Source organism: Microbacterium sp. KU4F (assembly GCF_056868075.1).
Genome location: NZ_CP200324.1, coordinates 2816095 through 2837690, shown reverse-complemented (window position 1 = coordinate 2837690; position 21596 = coordinate 2816095). Strand labels below are relative to the sequence as shown.

The following is a 21596-nucleotide window of genomic DNA, read 5'->3' as shown; positions in this document are numbered from 1 at the left end:
GCGCCACGGCGCGCCGCGGGCCCTCACCGGTCCCGGGATCCTGAACACGCCCGGAAACGCGGGGCAGCGGCGGCGCCGTCCGCGCATCCGGAATCGGAAGATCCAGACGAATCCGAACACCGGGACGGCGCACCGCTCCCTCGGCGCCACACTTCTCCGCATCCGCCACCGTCGTCGGCCTCGTCTACGCTGCCGCCGGACGAGTCCACGGCACGACAGAGGCGGAGGGCGCCCCGGCACCCTCCGCCTCTGCGGCTCTCAGCGTTCGATCACGCTCCCCCGACGCCGCGCCACGAGGATGCCGCCGGCGACCAGCAGAAGTGCCGCCAGCGCTCCCGCACCCCACGCCACCTGACCGCCGGTGTTGGCGAGCGGATCGCTGCTCGGAGCACCCGGAGCCGCCGCACCGCCGGCGGCGGTGACCTCGAGGTCGGCACGGAGCTCCACTCCCGCGACCCGCACGACGAGCTCGTGTGGACCCACGGCGATCCCCACCGGGATGGTGACTGTCGCCGTCAATGAGCCATCGGCATCAGTCGTCGTATCCGCGAGAAGCACGGGATCGGAGTGCAGCCACACCTCGGCCGCGGCGGATGCGGGCAGCCCGCTGCCGGTGACGGTGATCGTCCCGCCCTGCGCCACCGTCGACGAGGACAGCGACATCGCGGGGTCGACCCCCGGCTCCGGCTCCACCACCTCGACGGTGAACGTCGTGGTGAACGAGCGACCGGCGATCTCGGCGGCGACGGTGATCGTCTTCTGCCCCGCGGTCGTCGACTCGAAGCCCTGCAGAGAATAGGCGTCCTCCGCCAGCGGGATGATCCGCTCGCCGTCTCGCACCGCCACCGCGAGCCCCTCCGCGGCGAAGACCTCGCCGATGACGTACCGCGTCTTGACCGGCGGGGAGACCACTTCCAGGGTGGCGGACTCCGACGGCGGTGCCGGCACGTTCGTCACCGCGAGCGAGAGCGGCGCGAGCGCGACCCAGTCGAGGTTCGGAGCGTAGGACGTGGCGTTGCCGAGCACGATGTCTCCGCTCTCCGTCGAGAGCGTGACGGGCATGCTGTGCGTCCAGAACCCCTTCCAGGAGTAGTTGTGGCGGAAGGATCCCCGCGCCGTCTCCCCGCCCACCTCGCTGACGTCGAGGAACCTCGTGATGATGTCCGCGTTGTAGGCGTGACCGGTGTTCTTCTCAGCGTTGGAGTAGCGCACCTGCAGGTCGTAGTCGCCCGCCGGCAGCGCGTCGCCGCGCGCGATGGTCGCCGTGTTGGCGGCACCCCCGCCGAGCCAACCGATCTGCTGACCGCTGACGTTCGTGGGTGCGGAGACGTTCTCGCGTCGGACGCCGCCCGCGAGCGTCACACGCTCCGCGTCCTCGACCTCGATGCGCGTCACGGCCTCATCCGCTTCGGCGACACGGGTCGTGCGGATACCCGCGAGCTGCGCCGCATCCGCCGTGACCGAGATCTGGTTGATCCCCTCCCGCAGGTGCACCCGCACGGTCGAGGTCCAGCGCCCGGCATGCTCTGCCGCCGCGCCCTCGATTGCACGGCCGTTGAGCGAGACCTGCACGGATGCGGGCCCGTCGGTGTCGTACCGCACCTCGACGTCGTGGTAGCCGCTCTCTCGCGCGGAGACGAAGAACGTGGCCCCGGCGTCGGGCGAGAGCGCAACGGTCCCGGATGCGTCGGGCGCCGCATCCGTGCGCGCGAGGAAGGCGGGGTAGTCGTGCGTCTCCGCGCCGTCGACCCGCTCGAGCTCCAGTCGGTCGAGCGACACGTCGGCGCCCGGCAGCACCGAGGAGCCGTCACTGCTCGCGCGCACCGAAATGGTGTGCGCCCCGGCATCCAGCGTCAGCATCGCCTCCGCGCGACCGCGGTAGGTCGTGTTGAAGCCGGGCTCGTAGGCGAGGGTCGCGGCCGGTTCGCCGTCGACGAAGACCGCGTGGCTCCCCGGACCGCCGACGCCGACGATCACGGCGAAGCGGTAGTCGCCGTCTTCGGGCACCTCCACGTCCCAGCTCACCGACGCGTCGGCGCGGGTGAACCCGCTGACGTCCTTCTGACCCGATGCGGCGAACACCCACGCGTCGTTGGCGGGGCGGTCGTTCACCTGCAGCGAGCGCAGCTCCGCGTCCTCCGCCTCGATCTCGGTTCGCCAGGTGTCATCGACGACCGGCTCCTCGCCGAGCGCGGGGGTGATCACCACCTGATACGCGGACTGCCTGTCGTCGTTCGGCACGGTGACCTGAAGCGCGTCGTCGAGCGTGACCCGCTCCGCCGCGACGACTCGCGGCGCCTGGGCCTCGCCCTCCTGGCCCGTCCAGCTGCTCTCCCGCACCTGCACATCGACGGTCGAACCGAACACATCGGGGTCCAGTCCCGCGAGGTCGAGCTGGATGTCGGAGGAGCCGCCGCCGACCAGCACGGTCGCCTGCCGGCGCTCGTCGTCGATCGTCGCGATCCCCTGCACCGTGTCCACCGCGTTGAGCTGCGGCGGGGTCAGCTGAACGGTGTCGCCCGAGAGATCCCCGTACCACTTGAGAAGCCACCAGGCGCCGTTCGCGGCACCACCCTTGGCCATGTTGTCGTTGAGGTTCCCCGCGAACGTCCAGTACGCGGTCTGGGCATCCACCTTGGCGTCTTCGAACATCGCGAGCCACTGCACGATCTGGCCGGGAACGGACATGTCCCGGCGCATCGCGTACTCGGTGATGTTGACCGGAAGCGGCCCCACCCCGACCTCCTGCTCGATCTGTCGGAACTCGGCCAGATGACCGCGGAAGGTGCGGAGGTTCTCGACGCCGAGCTCGTGCCAGGTCCAGATGTCCGGCAGGGTGCCCGAGGCCTTCGCCGACTGCAGGATCTCCCGCGTGCTCCCGCCGTGCCACCATGCGTCGCCCGGACCGGCGATACGCGCCTCCGGCATGATCTCCTTGATCGTGCGATAGGCGGCGTCCCAGTCGGAGAAGAAGTGGTCCTTCATCTGGTCCCACTGGCCGTACCAGTTGATGCCGTCGGGCTCGTTGAACGGGGTGAAGACGTAGCGCTCCGGATAGGCGGAGTTGTCGCGGATGTCGGTGACGACGGTGCGCACGATGTCGAGGTACGACTCGAAGTCCTCGGGGCGCTTCCCGCCGTTGTAGGGCCAGTCCGGGTAGTAGTCCTGGATGTTGACCATCAGGTAGTCGCCGCCGTTGCGGAAGAAGGAGCCCTCCACCTCCAGCGGGTCTCCGTTCGGGTGCTGCGCACCGCGCGGGGCCTTCTGTGTGACGTTCGAGGGACGCGCACCCGCGATGATCGCGTCGGTGGGCACGCCCTCGTCGCCGAGGCCGTAGAGCATGCCGGAGGCGCCACCGCGGAACTGGCCCGTGCGCTCGCTGAAGTCGATCTGAACCGTGTCCGCGGATGCGGCGGCAGCCGGTGTGGCCACGGCCGCGCCCGTGAGGGCCAGGGCGGCGCACGCGGCGGTCGCGACCGCCCGGCGGAGGGAGCGCCCGGCGCGGCTGCGCAGGCGTGGTGAGGCGAGTGTCATCGTGACGTCCTTGTCGTGAGGGGATGCGGAAAGGGGGTGGGCGCCGCGTGCCGCGGCGCCCACCGGGTTGTCATCGGAACAGTGCGTTGATCTGGTCGTTCGCGCTGGTGAAGGCGCCCGCTTCCGAGCCGCCCTTCAGGAACGACTCGATCGTCGCGGTCATGGTGTCGTTGACGTCCGACCAGTGGTCGGCGATCGGAAGGAGCTTGGTGGTGCCGTCGGTCACCTGGACGGTGAAGCCGCTGACGTCCCAGCCCTTTTCGGCGAACGCGGTCTCCGCCTTCTCGGTGGAGCTCTGGATCGCCGGGAACACGACGGCCGCGTCAGCCACGACGTCTTGGCATGCGCTGGAGCCGAGGTAGCTGACCCACTGCCACGCCGCATCCGGCTTGCTCGTTCCCGCCCAGATGCCGTCCGAGAGCCCGTTGAAGACGCTGGCGCGTTCCCCGTCGGGGCCGATGGGCGTCGGCACGACCAGCGTGGGCGTGTCCGTCTGCCCGAGGTACGAGGCCGTCATCCAGCTGCCGTCCGTGACCATGGCGTAGCGACCCGCGAGGTAGCCGTTGAGCGGGTCCTGCTCGGACAGCGCGATATCGACGCTGGGCATGTAGCCCTTGTCGGCGAGGCTCTTGTACCAGGTCATCGTCTCGACGAACGAGGGGTCGTCGAAGTTCCAGCTCGTGGTCCAGGGCGTCTTGTCACCGAAGTACCAGTCGTTGCCGAGCGCGTACGGGGCCCAGGTCTGCTGACCGCTCGCGTTGAGCCCGTTGCCGCTGAGCGCGAGTCCATAGACAGCGACCTTCGACTTGTCGAAACCGGGCTCGTCGCCGTGCACGCCGTTCGCGTCGACCGTCAGTCGCGCGAGCGCGGCCTCGAAGCTACCGCCGTCGGCGGGATTCCACTCCAGCGATCCCAGTTGCTCGGCGGTCAGGCCCGCATCCGTCGCCATCTGCTGGTTGTAGAAGGTGGCGACGGTATCGAAGTCCTTCGGCAGGCCGTAACGGCCGCCCTCCTGGTCTGTCCAGAGTTCAGCGAGGCCGTCCTGGTAGATGTCGAGGTCGATCGAGTCGGCCTCGACCCGGTCGCTGATGTCGAGCAGCTGCCCCTGCGAGACGAACTGGGGGAAGTAGGAGAGGTGATCGGCGAACACGTCCGGCGCGGTGCCCGAGGCGAAGCCCGTGGTCAAGCCCTGCCAGTAGTCGGCCCAGCCGAACTGCTCGATCTTGACGCTGATGCCGCTGGCCTGCTCGAAGTCGGTCGCGCACTGCTGGTAGGCGGCCTGCTGGTTGCTGTCCCACAGCCAGTACGTGATGGAGTCGTCGGAGCCTGCCGCGTCACCGCCCCCGGCGCATCCGGCGAGGGCGAGAGGGACGCCGACGGCGACCGCGGTGACCGCAACGGTGCGGCGCACACGAGGAGAATGACGCATGACATGCCTTTCGTGAGGGTGTTTCTTCGGGTCGACCGAGCGACGGCGCCGTCGGCCAGGCGTACAGCGGCTACTTGATGCCCGAGTAGCCGAGGTTGTCGACGAGCTTTCGTCCGAAGAGGACGAACAGCACGAAGATGGGCAGCGCCGCGACGAGGGTTCCCGCCATGAGTCCCGCCCAGTCGGGCCCGGTCTGCGGTGTCTGCGAGCGGAAGATGCCGAGGGCGACGGTGAGCACACGGGATTCGTCGGCACGGCCGACCAGCAGCGGCCAGAAATACTCGCCCCAGGCCGTGATGTAGGTCAGCAGCGCGAGCGTGAAGATCGGCGTCGACGACATCGGCAGCACGATGCGGAAGAAGATCCGGAAGTGGCCGGCGCCGTCGATCTTCGCCGACTCCTCGACCTCGCGGCTGATGCCGAGGAAGAACTGCCGCATGAAGAAGATCGCGAACGGCGTCATGAAGAAGAACGGCAGGATGATGCCGGCGAGCGTGTTGAGCAGCCCCAGGTCGCGGATCAGGATGAAGTTGGGGAGCTGCACGAAGATCGGCGGGATCATCAGCGCCGTGAGGAAGAGGAAGAAGACCGCTTCCCTCCCCCGCCAGTGCAGCCGCGCGAAGGCGTAGGCAGCCATGGACGAGAACAGCACCTGCCCGAGGGTGATCACGGTGGCGACGATGACGGTGTTGCGCAGGTACAGCCAGAAGTCGATCGAACCGGTGGTTCCCCCCTCTGCCGCCGCCTGCTCGGGTGTCGCAAGCCCCAGCACACGTGCGAAGCCGCCCCAGCTGAAGTCCACCGGGAGCAGACTGCCCGCGTTCGTGTACAGCGCGGTGTTCGTGGACAATGCCGTGCGCAGCATCCAATAGAACGGGAAGAGCGTCACGACGAGAAGGACTCCCAGGGCCGCCCACGCGAGGATACGCCCCACGGGCAGCGGCTTGCGCGGTCGGCGTCGGACGGGGGATGCGGGTTCGGTCGCCGCCGGGCGCGGCGTCATCACAGCGGTCATGGCGGCTCCTTAGGCGAGGTCCGACTGGTTGGAACGCATGATCTTCAGCTGCGCCCACGCCACGGCGGCGAGGACTACGAGCAGGAAGACCGACATCGCCGACGCGTATCCCAGGTCGAAGCGTTCGAAGGCCTGTTGGTAGATGTAGTAGTAGATGACGCGCGTCGCGTTGACCGGGCCGCCCTGCGTGGTGACGGCGACGGTGTCGAAGATCTGGAACGAGCCGACCACGGTGATCACCAGCACGAGAGCGAGCACCGGGCGCAGCAACGGCAGCGTGATCGAACGGAACATCCGCGTCTCCGATGCGCCGTCGAGCGCCGCGGCCTCGTACAGCTGGGTGGGGATGGTCTGCAGCCCCGCGAAGATGAGCAGCGCCGTGTAGCCGACGTAGCGCCACACGTTGATCAGGGCGATCGTGGGGATGGCCAGCTGCTCGCTGCCGAAGAACGCGACGCGATCCGTCCCGAGCCAGTCGAAGACGACGTTGATGATGCCGGTGGAGTAGTCCATCATCCAGAACCAGACGAGGGCGACGACGACGTTCGCGACCAGGTACGGCAGCAGGATGATGCCGCGGATGACGGCGGAGCGGGTCAGGCGGTGCATGAGCACGGCGATGCCCACCGCCAGCACCGTCTGCACTCCGATGTTGATGACGACGTACTCCGCCGTCACCCCGAGGGCGTTCCAGAACAGCGGGTCCTGGAACATCCGCTCGTAGTTCTCCGTGCCGATGAACTCGCCCGCGCCGATGAGGTTCTGATCGGTGAAGCTGAACCACACGCCGCGCAGCGAGGGGATCAGGTAGAAGGCCAGGAAGCCGATGGCGGCGGGCGCGATGAACAGCATCGCGACCCGGAAGTCGCCACGGTGCCGGCGGCGCAACCCGGGCGCGATGATCGCGCGGGTGTCGAGTGCGCGGGTCGTGATGTTGCGACTCATGACAGTGCCTCCACGTGCAGCAGGGCGACCTGGTCGGGATCCAGAGCGGGGACGTGCACCCCGACCTCGGCCAGGGCCGCGCCCGTCAGAACCGTGCCGCCGTTCCACCAGGAGGGATGGATGCGCTCGTCGTACGGTTCGAGCGCGGGCCCGGAGGCCCGCAGCCGGTAGCGCCGTCTGGGGTCCAGGCCGGGCAGACGGACCCGCCCCACGGGCCAGGTGATGTGACGCTCCCGCAGCGTCACGAGGTAGAGGGCCTCGCTGAGGTCGGTGGCGACCGCACCGTGCAGCCAGAGGTCACCGTCTTCGAGCGCCCGGCGCACGGTGGTTCCGCCGTGGATGAGCGGACGCATCCGCTTGTAGTACGCGACCCATTCCGCCAGCTCGTCCCGTTCTTCGGGCGTCGCGGCGCTGAGGTCCCATTCGATACCGAAGTGCCCGAAGAGCGACGTCGCCGCGCGGAAGGAGAGGTCCAGACGCCGACGCGTCGTGTGGGCGCGGTCGGCGCCGATGTGGCTGCCGACGAGCTCCGGCGGCAGCAGCTGCGCCGTCCACCGCTGGATCTGCTGACGCTCGCGCGCATCGATGCAGTCCGAGGCCCACACCCGGTCGGTGTGCTCGAGGATCTCGAGGTCCACGCGCGCGCCGCCCGACGAGCACGACTCAATCTCGAGATCCGGCACAGCCTGACGGATCTCATCCAGCAGCCGGTACGCGGCGTGGGTCTGCGCGTGCACCCCGGCACGACCCGTGCGCGTGGAGCCGGCATCGATGAGGTCGCGGTTGTGGTCCCACTTGATGTAGGAGATCCCGTACTCCTGCACGAGCGCCACGACCTGATCGCGCACGTGGGCGAAGGCCCCCGGATGCGTCAGATCCAGCACCTGCTGATGGCGGAAGGGGATGGGCAGCCTTCCGGGCACCTGCAGCATCCACTCCGGATGCGCGCGCGCGAGATCCGAGTCCGGGTTCACCATCTCGGGCTCGAACCAGAGTCCGAACTCCATCCCGCGAGCGCGGACGCCGTCGACGAGGCGCCGGAACCGGCCGTCTCCCCAGACCTGCTCGCCCAGCACCCAGTCACCGAGGCCGGAGGTGTCGTCTCGACGGCTGCCGAACCAGCCGTCGTCGAGCACGAACCGCTCCACCCCGACGCTCTGCGCGAGATCCGCGAGCTCGAGCAGACGGTCGAGATCGTGGTCGAAGTACACCGCCTCCCAGACGTTCATCACCACCGGACGTGCCGAGCGCGGATGACGCGGGCGCGCACGGAGGTGGGTGTGGAAGCGTGCAGCCACCGCATCCAGTCCGGCGCCGTAGGCCGCGTACACCGCAGGCGCGCCGTAGGACTCACCGGGCGCGAGCTCGATCTCTCCCGGAAGGAGAAGCTCGCCGCCGAGCAGCAGTCGCTCGCCGGAGAACGCGCGTTCGGCGAGCGTGCGGTGGTTGCCGCTGAACGCGACGTGAAGCCCCCAGGCCTCCCCGCGGTCGAAGTCGAGGTCGGGTGTTCCCGCCATCAGCACGAGTGCCGCATCCGCGCCCGTGCGACCGTGACGGCCCTCGCGCAGGTGAGTGCCGACCGTGAACGCACGCGTCTGGGGAACCCGCTCCTTCGCCCATCGTCCGGCAAGATCGAACAGCAGATCGGCGCGGGTGGGCACCGGCATCGCGGAGGTCAGGGCGTCGAGGGTGTACGCGTCGGCGCCGACGTTCTTCAGCTCGGATGCGAGGCGCACCAGTCCGCTCGGGAGCAGCTCGATCGCGAGCCGCAGTTCGAGGCCGACGAACTCGTCGCGCGCGACGACCAGGATGCGTCCGCCCACGGGGCGATGCTCGATCTCCGTCGACACCGGGACGAAGGACGGCGACCACGCGCGGCCGGCGCGGTGACCGGACACGCCGGGCGTTCCGGTCCACCCCGCCGAGTTCTCCGGGATGAGCGACACCCGCACCGGCACATCGGCACCGTTCGTCGCCCGCGGCGGCGCGGCATGGCGGGCGAGTTCGTCCGCATCCGCGTCGTCGAACGCGTCCGAACCCCAGTGCACGATGCGCGGCAAGGAGCCGGAGGGAAGGGACACGACGAGCCCGACTCCCCCCGCGACGAACCTGACGTCTTCGCTCATCGAGATCGGAGCGGCGTCGCCCTCGTCGGTTGCCTGCATCGTCACAGCGTCTTCGCCTCTTCCCACCATTGGTCTGCAAACGTTGGTCAGAACGTAGCATGCAGCGGCGAGCGTCTGCAAACGTTGGTCAGAAATATGTCAACGGGCATCCTGCAGCACCCCACGACGTCGAGACGCGCGAGGTCTGCGCTCAGCGGGCGCTTGCGGTGCTCTCGCGCACGACGAGGCGCGGGAGCACCGCAGAGTCCTCCGGCGCGTGTCCGCTGAGCATCCACTCCTCCAGCAGGGCGAAGGTGCGCCGTCCGAGATCGGTGAAATCCTGCGCCACGGTCGTCAAGGCGGGCACCCACATCTGCGCGAAGGGCTGATCGTCGAAGCCGACGACGCTCACGTCGTCGGGCACCCGGCGTCCCCGCTCCTGCAGCGCCCGTGCTGCGCCGATGGCCAGCTCGTCGTTGCCGCACAGGAGGGCGGTGACCGCGGGGTCGTCCGCGATGGTCAGCGTGGCCTCGTAGCCCGACATCGGCGAGTACGCCGCGCGCACGACGGCGGGGACCGGCGCGCCCGCCTCCTCGAGCGCGCGTCGCCATCCCCACTCGCGTCCGGTGCCGGCACGGGTCGCGGGGATGGCCAGATGGTGCACCGTGCGGTGCCCGAGCGAGAGAAGGTAGCGCGTCGCCTCGTACCCGCCGGCCTCGTCGTCGAGGAACGCGTGCGGCCGGTCGCCCCGAGCCCGCCGGGCACCCGCGGCAGCCACGACCGGGAGATTCTCGGGCATGGCGTCGAGGGTCGCGACACCGACCTCGTCGAACTCGATGACGATCGCTCCCGCGAGTGGTTGCGACAGCGTCGATGCGATCGCCCGCTGGATCGCAGACTCGTCGTCGCTCTCCACGACCGCGATGAGGATGACGTAGTCCGCCGCCCGCGCGGCCTCCTCGATGCCCTGCAGCGTCGCCGCGTATCCGAACCGGATCGTGTTGCGCGCCAGCACGGCCACCGTGGACCGCTTGCCGCTGACCAGCGCCTGCGCCGCGGCGTTCGGCCGATAGTCCAGTTCCCGGACGGCGGCCATCACCTTCTCGCGCAGCCGCGCACTGACGGGCGTGCGCCCCGAGATCACCCGCGACACCGTCGACACACTCACGCCGGCGCGTGCAGCCACGTCGATGAGGCCGGCCGGGCGATGCTCGAAGGTCATCCCCACAGGCTAGCCACGCGCATCGACACCGGCGGCATCCGCGCCGATGCGGATGCGACGGCGCCCGTGGGGATCGTAGCGACGCCCGTGGGGATCGTAGCGACGCCCGTGCGGATCGTGGCGGCGCCCGTGCAGATGCGGCGGCGCCCGAACTCCTGCAGATCGGGCCCGCACGCCATCCGATGGCCCCATCCAAGCCGCATCCGCAGGAGTTCGGATGCCCTGGCAACCCTGTTCGCCCGACTCCCTGCCCCGGCGAAACAGCACTCGCACCCGCTCGCTCCGGCGCACCGCTCCCTCGGCGCCACACTTCTCCGCATCCGCCACAGTCATTGCCTGGCGCAGCTGCGCAAAGGTGTCGCATCTGCGCATATGCGACGCAACTCGGGCAACCCGGCGGGGCGGCCCTCGGCAGCGGATCTACCCGACGAGCGGACCGCCGAGCTTCCAGTACCCGAGGAACGAGACGCGGTCCTTCGGCACATCGCGTTCGGCGGTCAGGTGGCGACGGATGCGGGTGACAGCCCCCGCCTCCCCCGCCAGCCACAGGTACTCGGCATCCGCCACGGGCGCCTGTCGCACGAGGGCCTCGAGCGCCTCGCCGGCGACGGCGGCGCGCGACACGAGCCGCACCTGCGCGCCCTCCGGTGCCACGGGGCTCACGATGTCGTCGCGCACGTCTGCCGCCTCCAGCAGCACGTCCGCGCGGCCGCCGTCGGGCAGGGCGCGCAGGATGTTGGCGATCGCCGGAAAGGCGGTCTCGTCGCCCACGAGCAGCCACCGTGTGGCCCCGGCAGGCGCCTGCCAGTGCAGCCCGTAACCGGTCCAGCCGCTGCGACGGTCGGGCCCGGTGATCCACAGACGCTCCCCCGGCGTCACACGCGCAGCCCACGCGGATGCAGGGCCGGGCGGGTCGTGCAGCAGCACATCCACGTCGATTTCGCCCTGCTCGGGCCGGATCGCCGACGGCGTGTAGGTGCGCAGCACGTTGCGTTCGGTCTCGGGCAGCGCCTTCCATCGGGCGTACCAGTCGGACGGATGCGGGGTGGGCTCGACCATGAGCCCGAAGTCGGCGAGGCCGCCGTCCGGCAGCGGCAGGACGAGCTTGATCCGCTGGTCGAGGCCCCACGGCGCGAAGTCGCGGAGCTCGGGCGCGGCGAGGGTGAGCCGTCGCCATCCCGGCGAGATGGCGCGCGCGGCGGCCACGGTCACCGCGAATGCGCTGTACTCCCAGGGCCGCATCATGCACCCCCGAGCGGCACGACGAGGTGTCCGCCGGTCACCGGGTCGGCGATCACCATGTTGGGCAGGCCGAAGACCTGTTCCACCCGCTCGCTGGTCACGACGTCGGCGGGTGCTCCCTCGGCGACGATGGCGCCGTCGCGCATCGCGATGATGTGGCTGGCGTATCTGGCGGCGTGGTTCAGGTCGTGCAGCACGGCCACGATCGTGCGCCCTGCGCGGTTGAGCCTGCCGAAGAGCTCCATGAGCTCCACCTGGTGCGCGATGTCGAGGAAGGTGGTGGGCTCGTCGAGCAGCAGCAGGTCGGTCTGCTGGGCGAGCACCATCGCGACCCACACGCGCTGTCGCTGCCCGCCGGAGAGCTCGTCGACCGCACGCGGCGCGAGCTCGCGGGTGCCCGTCGCATCGAGCGCCTCGTCGACCGCGCGTTCGTCCGCATCCGACCAGCGCCGGATGAGGCCCTGGTGCGGGTAGCGTCCGCGGGCGACGAGATCGGCGACCGTGATCCCCTCCGGGGCGATCGCGGTCTGCGGGAGAAGTCCCAGCCGTCGGGCGACGTCCTTCGCGGGGTAGGCGGAGATCGCCCGCCCGTCGAGCACGACGCTTCCGGACTGCGGCGCGAGCAGGCGTGAGAGCCCCCGCAGCAGCGTCGACTTGCCGCACGCGTTGGGGCCGATGATCACCGTGAACGAGCCGTCGGGCACCCTCACGGTGAGATCGGACACCACCATCCGGCGGTCGTACGCGAGGCTCACCCCGTCGGCGGCGAGGCGCGGGGCGGACGGATGCGGAAACTCAGGCACGGCGACGGATCTCCTGGATGATCGTGACGACGAGGTAGATGCCGCCGAGGGTGACGGTGACGACACCGGCGGGCAGCACGACGGGAAGCACATGCTGCGCGATGACGTCGGAGGCGAGCAGCAGCAACGCGCCGACGAGGGCGGCGAGCATGAGAGAGAGGTACGGCGTGCGCGCGAGGCGTCGCGCGATCTGAGGCGCCGCGAGCGCGACGAACGCGATGGGCCCGACCACGGCGGTGGCGATCGAGACGACGCCGACACCCAGCAGCAGTGCGGAACTGCGCACGAGGGCGGGGCGGGCCCCGGTCGCCGCGGCGACGTCGTCGCCGAGGTCGAGCTGACGCAGGCGCGGCACGAGCACCGCGACGCCGATGAGCAGCGGCACGGCGCAGGCGAGTGCGCCGCCGAGCGGCGCGGCGGTGATGCCGTTCAGCGACCCGGCTCCCCAGGCGGACGCGAACATCGCGGTCTCGAGTTCGACCTGCAGCAGCATCCAGGTGTTGAGCGAGGCGAGCATGGCCGAGATGCCGATGCCGATCACGATGAGCCGGAAGCCCTGTACGCCGCCGCGCCGGGCGAGCGCGCCGATCACGAGCGCGACGCTCACGCTGCCGACGACGGCCCCGATCGTCAGCGCGGGCCAACTGCTCGAGACGAGGGTCAGGGTCAGGAGCATGCCGGCGAAGGCGCCGTTGGACAGGCCCAGGATGTCGGGGCTGGCGAGCGGGTTGCGTGTGACGGTCTGGAAGAGCGCACCGCTGACGGCGAGCAGCGCTCCCAGGGCGACGGCCGCGAGGGTGCGGGGCAGCCGCCACTCGAGCACGACGGTGCGATCGAGATCGGTGCCGCCGCCGGCGAACGCGGTGAGCACCTGGGCGGGATCGAGCGCGTACGAGCCGAGACCGAGCGAGACGACGGCGAGCGCGATCACCGCCGCGGCGAGCGCGATCCCCACGACCAGGCTCCGCGCGCGCAGGCGGATGCGGTATCCACCGAACCCGACGTCGAACCGGCGGTAGCCGGCATCCACGAGCGCGCTCATCCGAGCCCGCTCGCACGACGGCGCATCGCGAGGGCGATGAGCACGGGGGCGCCGACGAAGGCGGTGACGATGCCGGCGGGCATCTCGGCCGGGGCGATCAGCACGCGCCCGAGCACGTCGGCGGCCAGCACCACGACCGGGGCGAGCACGACCGAGACGCCGAGGATGACGCGCTGGTCGACACCGAACACCCACCGTGCGACGTGCGGCACCATGAGGCCGACGAACGCGATCGGGCCGACGAGCGCGGTGGCGGCGCCCGCGAGGAGCGTGACGGCGATGACGACGAAGACGCGGATGAGGCGCACGTTCGCCCCGTGCGAGCGGGCGACGTCGTCGCCGAGGGCCAGCGCGTTGAGTCCCGGCGCGACGGCGAACGCGATGATCAGCCCCACCGCGATGAAGGGGACGATCGCGACGAGCGCGTCGACTCCGGCACCGAGCAGGCTCCCGGCGTGCCAACTGCGCATGGCGTCGAAGGCGTCGGGGTTGCTCAGGGTCATCCCGGTCACCAGCCCCGAGAACACGGCTCCGAGCGCGACGCCGGCGAGGGTGAGGCGGATGGGGTCGGCGCCCCCGCGCCCCGATGAGCCGATGAGGTACACGCCGAGCGTCACGACGAGCGCCCCGGCGAAGGCGAGCCAGACGAAGGATGCGGGATCCCGCATGCCGAGGAAGGCGACGCCGAGTGCGACGGCGAAGGCCGCCCCCGCGTTCACCCCGAGGATGCCGGGGTCGGCGAGCGGGTTGCGCGTGAAAGCCTGGATGAGGGCGCCGGCCACGCCGAGAGCCGCCCCCGCGGCGATGCCGGCGAGCGTGCGGGGTACCCGCAGCTGCCACACGATGTACTGCGATTCGGGGGTGCCACCGCCCGCGAGGGTGTCGACGACCACGCGCGGCGACAGCGGGTTCGCCCCGAGCGCCAGCGACAGGACGACCGCGGCGACGAGGGCGGTCACGAGCGCGAACGCGCCCACGGCGACGCGCAGGCTTCTGGGCCGTGCGCGCCGCCGTGAGCGGGCCGCGAGTGTGAGGGTCACCGAGCGTTCGAGAGGTACTTCTCGATGTCGTCGAGCACCTTCATCGCGCCCTTGGGACCGACGCCGGAGACCCAGTAGCTGGTGTCGACGAGGGTGACGTTCGGGAACTCCGCGGCGTTCTGCGCGATGGCGGCGGGGATGAGGGAGGTGTCGGCCACATCCGTCGCGGTCACGAACACGTGGTCGGCCTTCGCCTGCAGGATGTTCTCCGGCGAGATGTCGGCCTGGATGCCGTCGGCCCAGTCCTGGTCGGGGATGGTGAAACCGACGCACTCGAGCAGACTGCCCGCGAAGGAGGTGGGGCCGTAGAGGCTGAGCGTCGTCTCGTCGCGGGGGCGGATGAGCTGGGCCGTCTGTCCGTCGACCGAGAACTCGGCGCCGATCTCGTCGCAGCGCGCGTCGACATCGCTCAGGAGCGTCTGCACCTCGTCCTTGTGGCCGAGTGCATCGCCGATGAGCAACGCGTTGTCGCGCCAGGGGTCGGCCTGCGTCGCGATGAACACGGTCGGCGCGATGGCGCTGAGCTGGTCGTACAGCTTCGAGTGGCGCGCCTCGGTGCCGAGGATGAGGTCGGGCTTGAGGGCGGCGATCGCCTCGAGGTCGGGCTCGGGCACGGTGCCGACCGGCTCGACACCGGACGCATCGAGGTAGGCGGGGATGCCCGACACGTTGCTCGCGACGGCCGCTCCCACCGGGGTGATGCCGAGCGCGACGGCCGTGTCCAGCTCGAGCGGCTCGAGCGTCACGACGCGCTGGGGGTCGGCGGGCACCTCGGTCGTGCCGCGCGCGTGCGTCACCTCGTGGGTGGAGGCGGCGGCCGGAGTGGATGCGGCGGGCTCGGCGGATGCGGCGGAGCAGCCGGCCAGGCCGAGAGCCGCGACCGCGGCCAGCGCGAGGGCAGCGAGGGAACGGGGACGAGCGGGCATGCGGCCGCCTTTCGGGTGATGCGTTCGGGACCCCGCCGTCGCGCCGCGACGAGCAGGTAAGCACAGCCTAACCAACCTTGCCGCCCACTCTCGACCCCCATCCACACCCCGCCCCGCGACGTCGGCACGACCGGTCGCCCGCCGGGCACCCCATCGGGCACGGGCGCCCCCACCTGCACCACTCGCCGTGCAGACGTCGCGGCATCGACGTGCCGGACGCCGCGACGGTGGGCGAATCGGCGGGTGAAAACGCGGCATCTCCGGCATATGGCGGCGCGGGGCGGGGTTACGTTCACGTCGCCGGACGCACCCGACGCACCGGCTGAAGATTTGCTCCGGACTGGGGGGCAGCGGGGTGGGGCAGCGACGCCCCACCCCACTGGACTCGTCGCCCCCTCCCCCGGCGGCCCCCTGCCCTCGCCCGCCGCGGCAGGATCCAGCTGGCATCCGTGGGCGGTCAGCGTGCACATGATCGATGCCGGCCTCGTCACCGACGTGACGTTCACCGTCACGAAGCGCATCGCCGCGGGAAGCCCGGCGCCGCTGGCGGGTCAGACGTTCACGATCGATGTGGGCGCCGCTGCAGCTGACCGACGGCCAGACGGTGGACGGCCCGCAGAACCTGCGTGTCAGCACGGTCGTGCAGGTGCGCGAGGTCGCTCCGACCGGACCCGCCGACGCCACCTGGCAGACGCCGGTGTTCAGCGGCACCGGTGTGACGCCCGGTCAGCCGGCGACCCTCACTATCGGCACCGCGGGCGAGGTGCACGTGCTGCTCGAGAACCCGACCGAACCGAGCGACGGGCAGTTCTCGCTGCTGAAGGACGTCACGGGTCCGGGTGAGCCGCTGCTCGCTCCGGGCACGGTGTTCCCCGTCACCTACAGCTACCCCGGCCAGCCCGGCGGAGCCCAGCCGGTGAACCTGACCAACGGCACCCCGTGGTCCTCCCCCGCGCTCCCGACGGGCACCGTCGTGACGGTGACCGAGGGTGCTCCCACCGGCGGCCTGCCGAACGGCGCGAGCTGGGTCACGCCCTCGCTCGAGATCGACGGCGTCGACACGCCCAACGGCGCGACGTTCACGATCGGCGCCGACAGCCGCGTCGCGGTGGTCGTGGACAACCCACCGACGTCACTCCGAGCGAGGTGCCGTGGGCGGCCGGCGGTGTGGCCGCGGTGATGCTCCTGCTGGGCGCAGGGATCGTCATCCTGGCCGGGTGGCGTCGCCGCACCCGAAGCGGTCACTGACCCACCCTCCCTCACGCCCGCAGGCGCCCTCCCCGGGGCCCTGCGGGCGTGACCCGTTTCCCGGGCAGCGCTTCTCCCCAGCCCCCGCAGGCCGCCCACGAGCACAGCGAGGCGAAGCGCCCCGCTCGTGACGAATACGGGGATGGCACAGTACAGCCGCGACGAAAACCGCTGCTGCGACCCGACCGAGGCGAAGGAACCGCTTAGCATCCGGGGATGATCAGGATGCGGGCGAGGACTCGATTCGGGTATGCGCTGGGCGGTATCGCCTCCGGCACGTACGGCACTGTGCCGGGACTGATCCTCATGCCCTACCTCACGGATCTTCTCGGGGTCGAGGCGGCGATCGCCGGGCTCATCGTGTTCATCCCGAAGGCGTGGGACTTCTTCCTCAACCCGATCGCCGGCCGCGTGTCCGACCGGTCCCCCCGCCCGGACCGGCGCCGCCCTTTCCTCTTGCGAGCCGGCGTGATCCTGGCGCTCACGTTCGCCGCCATGTTCTTCGGCCCCAGCGCACCCCCCGTCGCCGGCGCGCTCTGGGTGCTCGCACTCTTCGTCGCATCGGCGACGGCGTACGCGTTCTTCCAGGTGCCCTATCTCGCCCTCTCGGCGGAGATCACCGACGACTACGGCGAGCGGACACGCCTCGTCACCTGGCGTGTGATCGTCTTCACCCTGGCGATCCTTGTCTCCGGCGCCGCAGCGCCCGCACTGGTCGAGGCGGCGGGCGGACTCGCCGGCTATCGGATCATGGCGGGGGCGATGTCGGCACTGATCCTCGTCGGCACCGTCGGCGTGTGGTGGGGCACCCGAGGCGCCGCGCGCGTGCGCAGCGAGCCTGCCGGCGGGCGACTGCGCACACAGCTCGCCGCCGTGCTGGGAAACCCGGATGCCCGGCTTCTCGTCATCCCCTTCGTCCTGCAGGCGATCGCCATGGGGATGGTGCTCAGCGGTGTCATCTACGTCGCACGACATGTGTTCGACGACGCGTCCCTGGCGACGACCTGCTTCGTGTGCTTCGTGGCCCCGGCAATCCTGCTGACTCCGGTGTGGGCGGCCATCGGGCGGCGCCTCGGAAAGCGCAACGGATTCGCGGCCGCCACCGTGGTTCAGATCACGGGCTTCATCGGACTGTTCGCCGCGGCCGGCATCGGGCAGGGGGTCCTGCTCGCCGCCGCCGCTGTCGTCGGAGTCGGCTACGCCGGCGGCCAGCTCTTTCCTCTCGCCATGCTTCCGGACATCGCCGCCGACGACGCGAAGCGTTCCGGACTGAACCGGATCGGGATGATCGCCGGGGTGTGGTCGGGATTCGAACTCCTCGGCTACGCGCTGGGTCCGGCGCTGCTCGGGGCGACGATGAGCATCGGCGGCTACGTCGCCTCCACGCAGATCGATCTCCCGCAGACGGATGCGGCCAAAGCAGCGATCGTCATCGGCGTCTCCCTCGCCCCCGCACTCCTGTGCGCCGTGAGCCTGGTGCCGCTCTCGCGCTACACGCTGGATGCGCGACTGCGGCGAGAGGCACTCACCATTCGACCGGAATCCGTCTGATCGAACGCCCCTCACCGTCGAGGAGATGGCCGTTGCGTTTCCACGTGCGCAGCACGGTCCACCGGTCGGCGACCTCGACGGCGGCGGCGTCCTGCCAACGATGCTCGATGGACGGCAGGGCGGTGAGGGTCCGCATCCGCACACTCGCGAACACGGGCGACGGACCGACGACGACGCCGGCCCGGTGCGTCTCGGCGAGCAGACCCGCACGATCCGCTGCGGCGTCGACGTCTCGGGCGCGTGCCCACAGCACGGCCGCGCGCCCGAGACCCGCCGCCGACATGGCGAGGTCGCAGCCGAAGCGGAGAACCCCGGCGGCGATCGCCCGATCGAGGGTTCGGCGCATCGTCGGCTCCGACACGCCCAAGCGTCTGCCCAGAGTGAGCACCGCGAGCCGCGGATCATCGGCGAGCGCCGCCGCGATCTCCGCGGTGACCTCGGGCGACGGCGGGCGCACGTCGCGACGCGCTCCTGCGGGTGCGACCAGCACGCGCTGCTGCGCGCGCGAGAGGGCCTGCAGTCGCCACGTCGAGTCCTCCTGCGCGATGGATGCGGCGACGTCGGCACGCCGGATGCCGGCGCCGAGCCCGGCGATCGTGCGCACGCGCGCGCCGATCGCCTCGAGTCCGCCCGACTCGGCGACGACCGCCAGGACGCCCGCGGACGTCTCGTCGAGAGCGATCACCCAGGGCATCAGAGCGATCGCGTCGCGTGCCGTCGCATCCGCATCCATCAAGACGAGCACGACATCGGTCGTTCGCGCCCACCGTTCAGGTGTCGGCCAGATCGTGGTCCAGGCGAGCCCGCCCGCGCGCAGGTCCTGCCAGTGGCGGGTCACGGTTCCGGTGTCTGCTCCGACGGCGGCGGCGATCCGCGCCCACGGCGCCCGGGCGTCGATCTGCAGCGCGTGGACGATGGCGAGGTCGAGTTCGCTGAGCGAGTCGGGCATACGACGAATATTCTCACGGGCAACGCAGTCGGTGACGAATACAGGGCGTCATCTCTGCGAATGACGGACTCTACATACCGTTGTCCGTATGACGATGACGGAATCGGCGATGATGGACACGATCCGAAGTCTCGTCGCCCTCGCTCCTCGCGCCACGGGAACCCCGGGAGGCGATGCGGCGGCCGACTACGTTCGGGGCCGCTTCGAACGCGCGGGCCTCGCGACCCAGAGCTGCGCGTTCCGTCCTTCCGATGGGAGGCGAGCGAGTGCCGACTCGAGCTCGGCAGTGAGACGATCGCGTGCGCGCCCATCCTGCATTCGGGCCTCGTGTCGCACGAGTGGACCGGAAGCGCCTCCCACCGCCTCGTCGCCCGCGTCGTCGACATCGGATCCGGCCGGGTGGCGGCACACGACGTGCGCGGCGCGATCGTGCTGTTCGATCTCACGTTCGACATGACGCTGGCGCACACTCTGCCTCTCGCGCGCTACATCCACGATCCGAACCGGCGGATGCTGCGCCGCGACGTGCTCGCCGGCCGCAATCCTTACGTGACCTCGCTCGCGCGGGTGATGCGCGATGCGGCGGCGGCGGGCGCGGTGGGCCTCATCGGAGTCCTGCGCGATTACCCCGACTCGCGCAAGTATCACAACGAGTACTACCGCCGCACACTGTTCTCCCTGCCGGGCGTATGGGTGACGCGCGCCGAGGGGCGGCGGCTCCGGCACCTGATCGATTCGTCACCGTCCGAGGCGGCTCTGACGCTCACCGTCGAGCGTCGCAGGGTGACCTCGCGGAGCGTGATCGGCGTGTTGCCCGGGCGCACCAGGGATGCGGTGATGGTGCAGTCTCATCACGACTCCGTCGGTCCGGGAGCGGTGGAGGATGCCTCGGGCACGGCGGAGGTGATCGCGTTGGCCGAGCACTTCGCCGCGCGCGACCCCGCGACGCGGGAGAAGACGCTGATCTTCGTGACGTTCGACACGCATTTCACCGGGTATCAGGCGCACCAGGAGTTCGCACGACGTTTCGTGCTCTCGCGCGGCGCACCGTGGCGCATCGTTCTGAACACGACCATCGAGCACATCGGCCTGCGCGCCGTGGAGGGCGCTGACGGCGGATTCGCCGACACCGGCGAGACCGAGCCGCGGGGAATCTTCCTGAACGTGAACCCCGCCTTCGCCCTGCGGATCGCACGCGCGGTGCGCGAGAACGGCATGCACAGCACGACCCTGTTGGACGCGACGGCGCTCGAGTTCTTCGCGAACGGCATCCCCACCGATGCGTCTTTCACTCTGGTCAGCGGCGTTCCGACGGTGAGCCTGATCTCGGGGCCGCTGTACCTCTACGACGACGCCGACACGATCGAACGCATCGACCGCACGCAGCTCGTGCCGGTCGCGCGGTTCTTCGCGCGCATCATCGACGACGCGGATGCCCGCCGAGGCGGTCTGCTCGGATTCATCCCGCGTCGCCTGCGGTTGCTCCTGCCCCGCGGGCGCTGGTGATGCGCCACGGCACGACCTGCCGCGTCGCCTTCCCCGCCACCGGCATCGACGGGTCGCTGCAGCAGCAGACGGGTCTCGTGCATGTTCCGCACCTGCCGGCTCCGGCGACCGGCTTCCCGATCGCGGTCTACGGCCATATGACGACCGGCGGCGGTCCCCGTTCCGCGCCGAGCACGGCGGATCCGACGCATCCGGAGTGGCGCCGGATGTCGCAGGGAGATGTCCTGTGCGACGAGCTGCTCGCGCGGGGGATCGCGGTGCTCCGCCCCGACTACGAGGGGGTCGGCGGTCCCGGCATCCACCCATACCTGATCGGTCCGTCGCTGTCCGAGTCCATGGTCGCGATGGTGCGCGCTCGCGCGCTCTTCGCGGCTCCCCTCGGTGACACGTGGCTCGCGGCGGGGCATTCGGAGGGCGCCGTCGGCGCGTTGTGGGCGTCGGTCTCCCCCGAGCCCGACGAGTGTTCTCGTCTGGTCGGAACGTGCGCTTTCGCGCCGGTCACCCGGATGGATCTCAGCATCGGCGCAGCGCTGCGAGTGCCGATCACGGCACCCGGCAGCGGCGTCGTCTCCGCACTGATCGGGCTCATGCTGCGCGGCGCAGCCACGGTCGACGCCGACCTTGCGCACTTGTGTGCGGGCGACGGGCTGAGTGCGCGTGCCCGGGCGCTGTGGCCGGGCCTCGGCAGTCTCTCGCTCACCGAGCTCGCGCGCCGCTCCTCGTGGGGCGGCATCGCACCCGCGGCGATTCTCGGAACCGCGGGAGGAGAACTCCGCTCACGCTTGCTCGCGTCCTTCCGCGAGAACGAGGTTGCCGCATTGCGCGGCTTTCGCGCGCCGGTGCGGGTGGATGCGGCGGCCTTCGACGAGGTGGCGCCTGCTCCCCTCACCGGCGCGCTCCTGCGCCGGTACCGGCGGGCGGGCGTCGATATCACCTCGCACTGGTGGCCGACGCACCACTCCGGCACGATGCACGCGCGGTTCGCGCCTTCCCGCGCGGCCGCCTGGATCGCGGAACGACTCGGTCATTGAGCGAGCCG

At 70.7% G+C, this 21596-nt stretch carries 16 protein-coding genes; 4 read left to right on the top strand and 12 right to left on the bottom strand.

The features are described from left to right. Positions 1-258: 258 nt before the first annotated feature. The 11 genes from AC1VNH_RS14235 to AC1VNH_RS14185 form a co-directional block, all read right to left on the bottom strand. The gene (locus AC1VNH_RS14235) at positions 259-3534 is read right to left on the bottom strand and encodes a bacterial Ig-like domain-containing protein (protein ID WP_483112147.1); all 3276 of its coding nucleotides are present in this window, start codon (positions 3532-3534) and stop codon (positions 259-261) included. Between the two features lie 70 nt (positions 3535-3604). Beyond that, the gene (locus AC1VNH_RS14230) at positions 3605-4945 is read right to left on the bottom strand and encodes an ABC transporter substrate-binding protein (protein ID WP_483112145.1); all 1341 of its coding nucleotides are present in this window, start codon (positions 4943-4945) and stop codon (positions 3605-3607) included. Between the two features lie 88 nt (positions 4946-5033). Further along, positions 5034-5978: a carbohydrate ABC transporter permease gene (locus tag AC1VNH_RS14225; protein WP_483112144.1), complete on the bottom strand. Its 945-nt coding sequence runs from the start codon at positions 5976-5978 to the stop codon at positions 5034-5036. A gap of 9 nt (positions 5979-5987) precedes the next feature. Continuing rightward, the gene (locus AC1VNH_RS14220; RefSeq protein ID WP_483112142.1) at positions 5988-6923 is read right to left on the bottom strand and encodes a carbohydrate ABC transporter permease; all 936 of its coding nucleotides are present in this window, start codon (positions 6921-6923) and stop codon (positions 5988-5990) included. Continuing rightward, positions 6920-9088, bottom strand: a complete 2169-nt coding sequence (locus AC1VNH_RS14215) for an alpha-galactosidase (protein WP_483112732.1) — start codon at positions 9086-9088, stop codon at positions 6920-6922. Before AC1VNH_RS14215 ends, AC1VNH_RS14220 begins: the two co-directional genes overlap by 4 nt. A 151-nt stretch (positions 9089-9239) precedes the next feature. Beyond that, positions 9240-10250, bottom strand: a complete 1011-nt coding sequence (locus AC1VNH_RS14210) for a LacI family DNA-binding transcriptional regulator (RefSeq protein WP_483112140.1) — start codon at positions 10248-10250, stop codon at positions 9240-9242. Positions 10251-10670: 420 nt separating this feature from the next. Next, positions 10671-11495, bottom strand: coding sequence for a siderophore-interacting protein (locus tag AC1VNH_RS14205; RefSeq protein ID WP_483112138.1), 825 nt, complete (start codon positions 11493-11495; stop codon positions 10671-10673). Continuing rightward, the gene (locus AC1VNH_RS14200; protein WP_483112731.1) at positions 11492-12223 is read right to left on the bottom strand and encodes an ABC transporter ATP-binding protein; all 732 of its coding nucleotides are present in this window, start codon (positions 12221-12223) and stop codon (positions 11492-11494) included. Before AC1VNH_RS14200 ends, AC1VNH_RS14205 begins: the two co-directional genes overlap by 4 nt. Before the next feature lie 64 nt (positions 12224-12287). Then, on the bottom strand, positions 12288-13337 hold the full coding sequence (locus tag AC1VNH_RS14195; protein ID WP_483112137.1) for a FecCD family ABC transporter permease: 1050 nt from the start codon (positions 13335-13337) through the stop codon (positions 12288-12290). Continuing rightward, positions 13334-14377, bottom strand: coding sequence for a FecCD family ABC transporter permease (locus AC1VNH_RS14190; protein ID WP_483112136.1), 1044 nt, complete (start codon positions 14375-14377; stop codon positions 13334-13336). The genes AC1VNH_RS14195 and AC1VNH_RS14190 overlap by 4 nt, the downstream gene beginning before the upstream one ends. Further along, the gene (locus tag AC1VNH_RS14185; RefSeq protein ID WP_483112134.1) at positions 14374-15303 is read right to left on the bottom strand and encodes an ABC transporter substrate-binding protein; all 930 of its coding nucleotides are present in this window, start codon (positions 15301-15303) and stop codon (positions 14374-14376) included. The genes AC1VNH_RS14190 and AC1VNH_RS14185 overlap by 4 nt, the downstream gene beginning before the upstream one ends. Before the next feature lie 568 nt (positions 15304-15871). On the opposite strand from AC1VNH_RS14185, the gene AC1VNH_RS14180 reads away from it, so the two are divergent. After that, complete coding sequence (locus tag AC1VNH_RS14180; RefSeq protein WP_483112132.1) at positions 15872-16483, top strand: DUF5979 domain-containing protein; 612 nt, start codon at positions 15872-15874, stop codon at positions 16481-16483. A gap of 284 nt (positions 16484-16767) precedes the next feature. Further along, entirely contained in the window at positions 16768-18102 is a 1335-nt protein-coding gene (locus tag AC1VNH_RS14175; protein ID WP_483112130.1) for an MFS transporter, read from the top strand. Here AC1VNH_RS14175 and AC1VNH_RS14170 read toward each other — a convergent pair. Then, positions 18077-19051 (bottom strand): AsnC family transcriptional regulator, encoded by a 975-nt coding sequence (locus AC1VNH_RS14170; protein ID WP_483112128.1) that lies wholly within the window; start codon positions 19049-19051, stop codon positions 18077-18079. The two genes, AC1VNH_RS14175 and AC1VNH_RS14170, sit on opposite strands and share 26 nt — an antisense overlap. Before the next feature lie 327 nt (positions 19052-19378). Here AC1VNH_RS14170 and AC1VNH_RS14165 point away from each other — a divergent pair, with 327 nt between their 5' ends. Both AC1VNH_RS14165 and AC1VNH_RS14160 read left to right on the top strand, forming a co-directional pair. Beyond that, on the top strand, positions 19379-20557 hold the full coding sequence (locus tag AC1VNH_RS14165) for a M28 family peptidase (protein ID WP_483112126.1): 1179 nt from the start codon (positions 19379-19381) through the stop codon (positions 20555-20557). Next, complete coding sequence (locus AC1VNH_RS14160; protein ID WP_483112124.1) at positions 20557-21588, top strand: alpha/beta hydrolase; 1032 nt, start codon at positions 20557-20559, stop codon at positions 21586-21588. Before AC1VNH_RS14165 ends, AC1VNH_RS14160 begins: the two co-directional genes overlap by 1 nt. Positions 21589-21596 lie beyond the last annotated feature (8 nt).

Coding starts and splice junctions, on each gene's coding strand:
- AC1VNH_RS14205 (WP_483112138.1), bottom strand. CDS start 11,495: ATGATGCGGCCCTGGGAGTACAGCGCATTCGCGGTGACCGTGGCCGCC.
- AC1VNH_RS14215 (WP_483112732.1), bottom strand. CDS start 9,088: ATGCAGGCAACCGACGAGGGCGACGCCGCTCCGATCTCGATGAGCGAA.
- AC1VNH_RS14180 (WP_483112132.1), top strand. CDS start 15,872: ATGTGGGCGCCGCTGCAGCTGACCGACGGCCAGACGGTGGACGGCCCG.
- AC1VNH_RS14170 (WP_483112128.1), bottom strand. CDS start 19,051: ATGCCCGACTCGCTCAGCGAACTCGACCTCGCCATCGTCCACGCGCTG.
- AC1VNH_RS14210 (WP_483112140.1), bottom strand. CDS start 10,250: ATGACCTTCGAGCATCGCCCGGCCGGCCTCATCGACGTGGCTGCACGC.
- AC1VNH_RS14175 (WP_483112130.1), top strand. CDS start 16,768: ATGATCAGGATGCGGGCGAGGACTCGATTCGGGTATGCGCTGGGCGGT.
- AC1VNH_RS14160 (WP_483112124.1), top strand. CDS start 20,557: ATGCGCCACGGCACGACCTGCCGCGTCGCCTTCCCCGCCACCGGCATC.
- AC1VNH_RS14225 (WP_483112144.1), bottom strand. CDS start 5,978: ATGACCGCTGTGATGACGCCGCGCCCGGCGGCGACCGAACCCGCATCC.
- AC1VNH_RS14185 (WP_483112134.1), bottom strand. CDS start 15,303: ATGCCCGCTCGTCCCCGTTCCCTCGCTGCCCTCGCGCTGGCCGCGGTC.
- AC1VNH_RS14220 (WP_483112142.1), bottom strand. CDS start 6,923: ATGAGTCGCAACATCACGACCCGCGCACTCGACACCCGCGCGATCATC.
- AC1VNH_RS14200 (WP_483112731.1), bottom strand. CDS start 12,223: ATGGTGGTGTCCGATCTCACCGTGAGGGTGCCCGACGGCTCGTTCACG.
- AC1VNH_RS14235 (WP_483112147.1), bottom strand. CDS start 3,534: ATGACACTCGCCTCACCACGCCTGCGCAGCCGCGCCGGGCGCTCCCTC.
- AC1VNH_RS14195 (WP_483112137.1), bottom strand. CDS start 13,337: ATGAGCGCGCTCGTGGATGCCGGCTACCGCCGGTTCGACGTCGGGTTC.